This is a genomic window from Mycobacterium yunnanensis, assembly GCF_025823185.1.
Classification (GTDB): Bacteria; Actinomycetota; Actinomycetes; order Mycobacteriales; family Mycobacteriaceae; genus Mycobacterium; species Mycobacterium yunnanensis.
On sequence record NZ_JACKVK010000012.1, the window covers coordinates 51,404 to 59,853 of the forward strand.

Genomic DNA, 8,450 nt, shown 5'->3' on the forward strand with positions numbered 1-8,450 from the left:
CGGTGGCTGGGAGACGTTGCGAGTCAGTGCCATCGGAGGTGCGTGGGGACGGGAGACTGCGGCAGCAGTTCAGGTCGTCGGTATGAAACCGTGGGTTCTCCGAGGCGAGGTATCACCACGACGTCGGCATGGCGACTAGCGTTCTCCACGTAGAGAGCAGGGTTCGGTTGGGGGAGCGGGGATCGCCAGCGATCGAGATGAACATCCACTACGGGAGAACTGATGAAGGACATTGCTTCCCGCAGGCGAAATCAGCCCGCCCCTCCCGCAGCGATTTTCGACGATCTCTGCAATCCCAATCGTCAGCCGGTGCGACCGTGGCTGCACGTACGGCCAATGAACAATTGTCAGTGGGGAGCACGCTGCTCAGGCGTCCGGCGTCGGCCGTGTTGGCAAGCCGGTGGACGTCCGCTACGCCTCATGTGCGTCTGACAACCTGCGGTAGCGGTTGCGGGCGATGAGGGTGACGTGCAATTCCTCGATGAGGGGGTTGAGGAAGTCCTTCTTGTAGTCTTCGTCGCCGACCGTGCGGGCGCTCACGTACATGAACGTCAGGGCGCACAGGATGAGGGTCATGTGGATCAACGACTGCGGCACGGGAATCGTCATGCCCAGCACAGTCCCGTCGCTGGCCCCGCCACCAGTCCACTTCCCCAGCAGCTCCGGGCTCAGCACGATCAATCCCAAGACGAAGTAGATGGCGGCGATTGAGATCGCGACCATCATGAGATGTGCGACCTGGGCGGCTGCCAGCACGACGACGACATTGCACCGCTCGCCCCAGGTGAGCGGATCGGCGGCGGCCGGATTCGGCGTCGCGGCGAATGGGCTGGAACTCAAGTCATGGGTGTCGCGGTGCGGACCGGTGACCGCCTCTGACAGCATCGAGCCGACGCGCGAATTGCTGACCGAGACAAGGAAAGCGATGCTTATCGCGAGCAAGAAGAGCAGCGCGACCATTAACCGCGTCCGGCTGATCGTCGACGCCAAGATCCACGTGTAGCTATTGAGGAACACCACCACGGTCAACAGAAGCACCGGCAGCGCGCGGACGAACAAGGCCCCCATCGCCACGGCCTGCACCATCGTCAGTCGGACCGCCCAGCCCAACACCGCGCCAGCCCCGGTCGCCGTACCAACCGCGACGACCGAGACGACGACGACGCTGCCCACCAAATGCGAGACACCGCCTTGAATTACTCCAGCCACGACCGCGACCAGCGCCGCGATGATCGACGTGATGAGCTGCGTCCTACGGCTGAGGCGGTGTGACACCACGCGGCCGACCAGCACCGCCAGCGGAACGGTGAGGGCGACGACGGCCAGGACGATCCGCTCGGCGGGCGTCGGGGCGCCGTCGATGTAGATCTCGCTGGTACCGGTTAGGGCGTACACCACCAGCAGCGCCAGCACCACCACCGCGTACGCGGCGAGCGCAGGGGCCGACCGGGACAACAGGTGCCGTGCGCGGGCCCGAACCGTCAGCACGGCAGGCAGTCCCCGTTCCAGGAACCAGCCCTCTACGTCGTCGTCGACGGCGGGTTCGAGCGCAACGGCCATGCCGAAGGTTACTACCAGCGGGCACGCGGGCGTCCCCTGATCGGGGGACAGGTGTTTCATCTGGCGCCGTGTCCGATCGCGGGACAGACGTGGCCAATGGGCTGCGGCACGCTTCATACATCGCCGGCACCAGCCGCGCAGAGTGTCAAAGAACAACCGACGACAGGGGATTCACGATGACCACCACCTCCACCTCGCTCCGGATGCGCCGCCTCTTGGGGGGAATCGTCCTGAGCGGAGCGTCGGCGTTGATTGCCCTAGGTGTCCCCGCCGTTGGCCATGCCGACCCCGGACCCACCGCCGGCCCCACCATGGGATGCGAAGTCATCCACTGGGGCGCCTTCGGCAACGACCGCCGCAAGGTCTGCGACGGCCCCCAGCAGTCGGACGGAACCTGGCAGCGCACCCGGACCGTCTTCACCCCGGAACGCGACACGCCCGTCAACTGCTGGACGAACCCCTCTCACCCCGAGAACGGTCCGATTTGCCTCGGTGGCTACCGCCCGGAAACCGTCCAGACGCAGGAGACCTACCCGGTGGCACCCAGCACGGTGCTGCCCGACGAGCCCGGGTGGCTGCCGCCGTACACCTACAACGTCTTCTGATGTCGCGGCTCCAGCCGCCCCTAGTCAGGTGGTGTTGCGACCACGTCGACGCGTCGACGCACGGCGGTGGCGCCGACGTCGTCGGCTAGTCGACGGGCACGGGTAACGGCTTGAGTCGACGGACGTCCGTCTCGTCGCGCCTCCAGAAGGACGGCGAGATAGCTCGTTTCGGCGAGCCAACCACGGAACCCGTGTTTCTGATGCTCGGAGAGGGCACCCTCGAGATGTTCGGCCGCCAAGTCGAAGCGGCGCAGGGCAATGGCCAGCTCGGTAAGGTGATGGTCTACGACACCAAAGATCGACGCCCACGAAATCGTGGTCTTACCAGTGTGTTCGGCCAGAAGGTCGTAGACGATTTCGCACACCTCGGTGTTGCCGACCTGGGCCGCCACTCGGCCGATGGTGGCGATGGTGCTCAGCCACATGTTGTCGACGGGGATGTCCTCGATGCGTCGTCGGTCGTACCAGTCGACGAGCTCGACGGCGGCCTCGAGGTTTCCCACGTCGACGTGTGCGGTCGCCAGGCATGCGCGGTAGGTGGGGACGACGTCGAATCGTTCGGTGATGTCCGATGCCGCGGCGACGAGGTCGCCCATGTCGCCGCGCAATGTACGAAGTGCGAAGAGTTGCCCCATCAATCGTCCGTAGGAGTAGGACACAGCCGGCGACGAGGGAACGTCGCGGAGCGCGTCGAAGTTTTCGTCGCACCGCCGAAGCCTGCCGGTGGCCAAGTCGATGCCGAAGTCGACGTTGGCCACCATCCACGCCAACTCGGGATCGCGCCCGACGCGCGCCTCGGTCAGAGTGGACCGGGTCTGCCTGGCGTGGACGACGAGTCCGTACTCGATTTGATGGCGCGCGACCCACGTCAACACCAAGGGGTCGACCCGTCGCGACGGCAACCCGTCTAGCAGTCCCATCAGCTCCGTGTACGCCGACTCACGGACGTCGGCGCTAGACGGCACCCGCAGAACCACCAAAACAGCGAACAGGGCGGCAATGAGTGCATCTTTGTCGCCGGAGGATCGGGCCAGCTCGATGGATTGGTCGAGCAGGTCACGAAGAGCGCCGGAGTCGGCCACCCAGACTTGTTCGATAGCCAACTGCGCCAAGAGAAGAGCGGCCGCCGACCCGTCGGCATGTCCGGCGGATTCCAGGATGTGCAGCGCCTCGAGGAGCGTGTCGATCCGGTCGGGATCGTGATGAATGTGGGCGTAGAGAGTGCCGGGCCGGTCGTTTGCAAGTGTCGCGGCCACCTGCAATTGCGTGTCGCCCAGTCGTCTGGCCATCGCGACCGCCTCGAAGAGGGTGTCTCGAAAGGCGGAGTCAAGTGACTTGCGCTGGGCGCGGCCCAAACCGATCAACATCTGACAACGCGCTGCCGAGTCCCCACGCGACGTCAACTGTTCGGTGGCCTTGGTGTAGAACACCACGGCGTCCTCATAGGCGCCGAGCGCCATGGCGCGGTCGCCGGCCCGTCGGGAGAAATCTGCAGCGCGGCGGCGTTCGGTGTCCAAGCCGCGAGAGAAGTGATATGCGAGCCGCGCATAATCCTCGGCGGCCGTGGCACCACCTAGACGCTCCGTCACGAGTGCCACGCGGGTGTGCAACTGCGCACGACGGCGGCCGCTGATGCCCTCGTATACGGCCTCCTGTACCAGCGGGTGACGCAAGCGGATCTCGCTGCCCGAAGTCGTCTCGACGACCAACCGGTGGCGTTCCAATTCGTCGAGCGCGTCGGCGAACGCAACGTCGTCGAGATCGTCGACCGCAGAACGCAAGACGAGACGTTGGGAGACCATGCCCACCACCGAGCACACCCGCAACAACCCGCGAGCCGCCGGCGTCAGTAGACGTTCGCGCTGGGCCACGGACTCGGCGACGGACACCGGGAACGTCGCATCGGAACCGGACTGATCCGCATTGATCAACGAAACGACGAACAAGGGGAGGCCGTCGGTGCGTTCGTGAAGCGCGGTCGGGTCGAGTGTGCTGCCCTCCGCCTCGACAAGGGCGCCGACTTCAGCCAAACTCAGCCCACCCAAGTGGACTCGGTGCATCCCGCTGTTCCGCGTCAACCCCGACAGTGTCGCGCGGACGTCAGTGTCGTCGGCGTACTCCGCGCGGACGGTGGCTATGACGCACAGGCGGGTCTGCTCGGAAGCATGGACCAAATACCGCAGGACAGCCAGGGTGGTCGTCGACGACCACTGCAGATCGTCGACGATCAAGACGGTGGGTCCCGACCTGACCGGCGAGGTCAACCATTCGAAGACCGCGGTCATCACGGCGACCCTCTCGTCGCCCTCCGTCCGTGTCGGCACCGTCTCGCCCATGCGCCGCGCCACCCTCGGAACAAGACGCAAAACATCGGTACCGTTGACTTCCAACCACTTTCGAATCTCAGACGGGCTCAATGCGTCCAGCTCGCAACCGATCGCCTCCACGAATGGCTCGAACGGCATGACGGCTTCTTCGCTGCACCGGCCGAATAGGACATGAGCGCCGGCCGCACGCGCACGTTTCATGATCTCGAGCGCGATGGTGGTCTTGCCGCTTCCGGCCTCGCCGGTGACGACCACGAACTGCCCGCGGCCCCGGTCGGCGCGGCCCACGGCGTTGGCCACCGCCGACAATTCCCGTTCACGTCCGACGAAGTAATCACCGACGTCGTCTGCCGGTCGTGGCGCCTGGGCCGCGGGCTCGTCGGCCCGCAGGATCCGGAGATACAGCGCCTCCGTCTCGGCCGACGGTGCGGTACCGAGTTCGCGGTCCAGAGCGAGACGGCATCTCGCGGCCGCCTGCAATGCTTGTCCCCTCTCACCGAGCGTCATGTATCCGGCCATGACCGCGCGGTAGGCGCTTTCGCGCAGTGGATCCAAGATCAGCAGCGCCTCCGCTGATGCGATCGCCCGTGTCGGTTCGCCCCTCTTCAGTGATTCGTTGGCGTCCATCTCGAACGCCTGCCGGCGCAGTTGCTCTACTTCGGCACGCACGTCATCGGCCCACGCCCCGCCCACGCCAATCAGCGTGGGTTCTGAGGTGAGTTCGAGTGCCCGCCGCGCGCCGGTCACCGAACTGCCCGGAGTGGTGGCGCAGAGTCGCCGAAGCATCTCGATGTCGGTGGCGAGCCCGTCGGGTAACGACAATCGAACGTTTCCGCCGCGTGAGCGCACGCAGCCCGCGGGCAAGTGGGCCAGCTCCATGGTGTCGCGCACTCGAGACAAAACCCCGCGCAACGCAGCGTTCCACGATTGGGGGCGGTCCTTGGGCCACAGGATCCCGGCGAGTTCATCCTGGGCAATGTCGCGATTGCGATTGACGGCCAGGTAGGCCAAGACGTCGACGCAACGTGCTCCACCGACCGCCCGCGGGTCGACGACCTGCCCACGGTGGACGACCCGCAGGTCCCCGATGAGACGAACTGCGACCGTCTCATCCTCGTCCATCTGCGCCAGAATAAGACACACCTGAATTCGCTGTGACAGTGGGAGCTTGCTCGCAATTCGTCGTCTCGGGGTAGATGCGCAAACAAACGCCGTCGAGTTCGAATTCGACCGGGGCGAAGACGCGGCCGCCGTCGGATGCATTGGCGCCGTCCCCTGATCGGGGGACTGGAAGTTCCCCTCGTCGTGTGGCTGATCGTCGGACATACGTGGCCGGTTCGGTGCGGCACTGTAGGTCCATCACCGGAACTCGCCGGTACGACAGACCAAGGACCGACAGGGGAATCGACATGGCCACCTTCACCTCCCGCGTGACGCGACGCATCGGCCTGGGGGCCGTGGTGGCCGTCGCTCCGGTGCTCGTCGCCGTGGGCACCGCCGCGGCCAGTCAGGCTCAGGGCGCGCCGAGCCCGGGCATGGGGTGCGAGACCGTGCATTGGGGTTTCCTCGGTGGTGATCGGCGGGAGGTATGCGACGGTGCCAAGCAGGCTGACGGCAGTTGGCAGCGCACCCGCACGGTCTTCACCCCGAGCCACTATCAGCCGTTGAACTGCTTGTCCGGCGGCTCGGGAAATCTCACGTGCTTCGGTGGGTATCTGGTTCCGGAGACGACTCAGACCCAGGAGTCCTACCCGGTGACCGCGGACACCGTGCTGCCCGACGAGCCAGGTTGGCTGCCCCCGGGAACCGACAACATCCTGTAACCGGCGACGGGGTGCCCAATCTCCCAACCATTAGCGGTGGCGATCCCGTGTGTTTGCTGAGAAGCGACTTGGACATCGTCGCGCGTGACGGCGGCGCCGCTGACCCCAATGCGGGGACGTTTACAAAATTCTTGCATTTCGCACTTACGGTGTTGGCGGACCCGGCACCGAGAGAGTGACCGGTCGCACCGATGACCGTATTGCTGAGCACACCCAGTGATCACGCTGGAAAGGGCGTACGTGAACCGCGCGCTCGTGCCCCACCCATCCAAGCAACGGTTCGCCGCTGCCTCCCACCCCGACCGTCTGAGGGACGACATGATCAACGATATCCACGAAGCCGGTACGCCGCTGCGAAGTCCTGGTGCTGCAACACTTCTCATCGGGCAGCGGGTGCGTGCGGGCCGTGAGGACGACTATCTGGCCTGGCAAGGGAAACTTGGTGCTGCGGCGGGTCGGTATCCCGGTTTTCGGGGTGTGGAGCTGCGGGAGCCGGCTGATGGTCAGTCCGATTGGGTGGTGGTGTATCACTTCGATTCGGTGGCCACCATGCAGACGTGGCTCAACAGCGCCACGCGCCAGGAGTTCCTCGATCGCGGTGCGGACTTGTTCGACGGTCCGGGCACCCAGCAGGTAATCGCTCGGGAGGGCCGGGCAGACGACTCCTTGGTGACGGTGGTGGTCAGTCACCGCGTCGACGCCGAGCAGGTGGCCGAGTTCTTGGCCTGGCAGGAGGAGATCCGCGCCGCTGAGGCGACGTTCGCGGGGTTCCGAGGGTCGGTCCTTGGTGACGGTGGTGGTCAGTCACCGCGTCGACGCCGAGCAGGTGGCCGAGTTCTTGGCCTGGCAGGAGGAGATCCGCGCCGCTGAGGCGACGTTCGCGGGGTTCCGAGGGTCGGAGATCTTTCGTCCCGTGGAGGGCGTGCAAGACGAGTGGACCATCTCGTACAAGTTCGACGACGCCGAGCACCTCGACGCCTGGCTCACGTCCGACGAGCGTCAGAGGTTGTTGTCCGACGAGCGTTTCGCCGATTTCTCGTTGCGTCGCATCGATCATTCGTTTGGCACGTGGTTCGACTACGGTGACGCCGACGCGCCGCCACCGTCGGATTTCAAGACCTCGATTGCGGTGTGGATGGGGCTCTATCCGACCGTGGTGATCCTGACCTTGCTGACCGCGCCCCTGGGTATGCCGCTGTGGTTGGGCATGTTGGTCGGCAACCTGCTGTCGAGTTTCGTGATGAGTTATGTGGTGATGCCGTTCTACGGAAACCCGATCTTGCGGTTCTGGATGTCACCGGCGAAGAACGCTCGTCAACCGCTGACCAATGTCGCGGGCTTCGCGCTGGTGCTGGCGATCAACGCGGTGTGGGCAATCCTGTTCTACCTCATCACGACCAAGTTCTGGACCCTGCCATGACCACGCGACCTCAGCGACAAATCCCCTGAGCGAGCGGGCATGTCGGTTCTTCGCAGTGCCGGCCGAGCGCCGTCCCTTGCGACCGGCTCGAAAACAAACACAACGAATAAAGGAGCAAAATTCATGACGCAGGTCCATTTCGGTCACGTCTTCCACATCGCCGGCACTGCGTTGGTGACCGAGGCCGCCGCGGCGTTGGTGTCCATCCCCGACGGCGCGCTCGTCGTCGACGGGGACGGTGTGATCGTGTTCTGCGGCCAACGAGAGTCGCTGCCAGAGGAATACGCCTCTGTGCCCGTCAACGATCATCGTGGTGGGTTCTTGTTGCCGGGTTTCGTCGACACTCACGTGCACTTTCCCCAGACCTATGCTGGTGACTCCTACGGCGGCGGTCAACTGCTGGAATGGCTCAACCTCTGCATCTTCCCCTCGGAAGCCAAGTTCGCCGATCCTGAGTTCGCCGCGCGAGCGGCGGTGGAGTTCTGCAACCGGCGCATCGCCGTCGGGACGACTGCGGCGATGGTGTTCGGGTCGGCGTTCCCGCATGCGCAGGATTCGTTGTTCGAACGCACCCGGGAGGCTGGGTTGCGCGTGGTCAGTGGTCGGGGGATTCAGACTGTGGGTGGGGAGACCGCGCAGCCGTTGATCACCTCCGAGGAGGAGGCGGTTCGGTTGACGCGTGCGGAGATCGAGAAGTGGCACGCCGCGGACACCG

General features: G+C 65.1%; 7 protein-coding genes. 5 read left to right on the forward strand and 2 right to left on the reverse strand.

The features are described from left to right. Positions 1–411: 411 nt before the first annotated feature. Positions 412–1,560 (reverse strand): hypothetical protein, encoded by a 1,149-nt coding sequence (locus H7K45_RS23630; protein WP_263998485.1) that lies wholly within the window; start codon positions 1,558–1,560, stop codon positions 412–414. Between the two features lie 176 nt (positions 1,561–1,736). On the opposite strand from H7K45_RS23630, the gene H7K45_RS23635 reads away from it, so the two are divergent. Then, complete coding sequence (locus tag H7K45_RS23635; RefSeq protein ID WP_263998486.1) at positions 1,737–2,165, forward strand: CDGP domain-containing protein; 429 nt, start codon at positions 1,737–1,739, stop codon at positions 2,163–2,165. A gap of 20 nt (positions 2,166–2,185) precedes the next feature. Here H7K45_RS23635 and H7K45_RS23640 read toward each other — a convergent pair whose 3' ends face one another. Further along, positions 2,186–5,614, reverse strand: coding sequence for an ATP-binding protein (locus H7K45_RS23640; protein WP_263998487.1), 3,429 nt, complete (start codon positions 5,612–5,614; stop codon positions 2,186–2,188). 287 nt (positions 5,615–5,901) lie between these two features. Between H7K45_RS23640 and H7K45_RS23645 the strand changes: the two genes are divergently transcribed. From H7K45_RS23645 to H7K45_RS23660, 4 genes are all read left to right on the forward strand, one after another. Then, positions 5,902–6,315 (forward strand): CDGP domain-containing protein, encoded by a 414-nt coding sequence (locus H7K45_RS23645; protein WP_263998488.1) that lies wholly within the window; start codon positions 5,902–5,904, stop codon positions 6,313–6,315. 318 nt (positions 6,316–6,633) lie between these two features. Next, entirely contained in the window at positions 6,634–7,185 is a 552-nt protein-coding gene (locus H7K45_RS23650; protein WP_263998489.1) for an antibiotic biosynthesis monooxygenase, read from the forward strand. Then, positions 7,103–7,735, forward strand: coding sequence for an antibiotic biosynthesis monooxygenase (locus tag H7K45_RS23655; protein ID WP_372512628.1), 633 nt, complete (start codon positions 7,103–7,105; stop codon positions 7,733–7,735). Before H7K45_RS23650 ends, H7K45_RS23655 begins: the two co-directional genes overlap by 83 nt. 123 nt (positions 7,736–7,858) lie before the next feature. Continuing rightward, a partial coding sequence (locus H7K45_RS23660; RefSeq protein ID WP_263998490.1) for an amidohydrolase family protein occupies positions 7,859–8,450 on the forward strand: 592 nt, incomplete at its 3' end.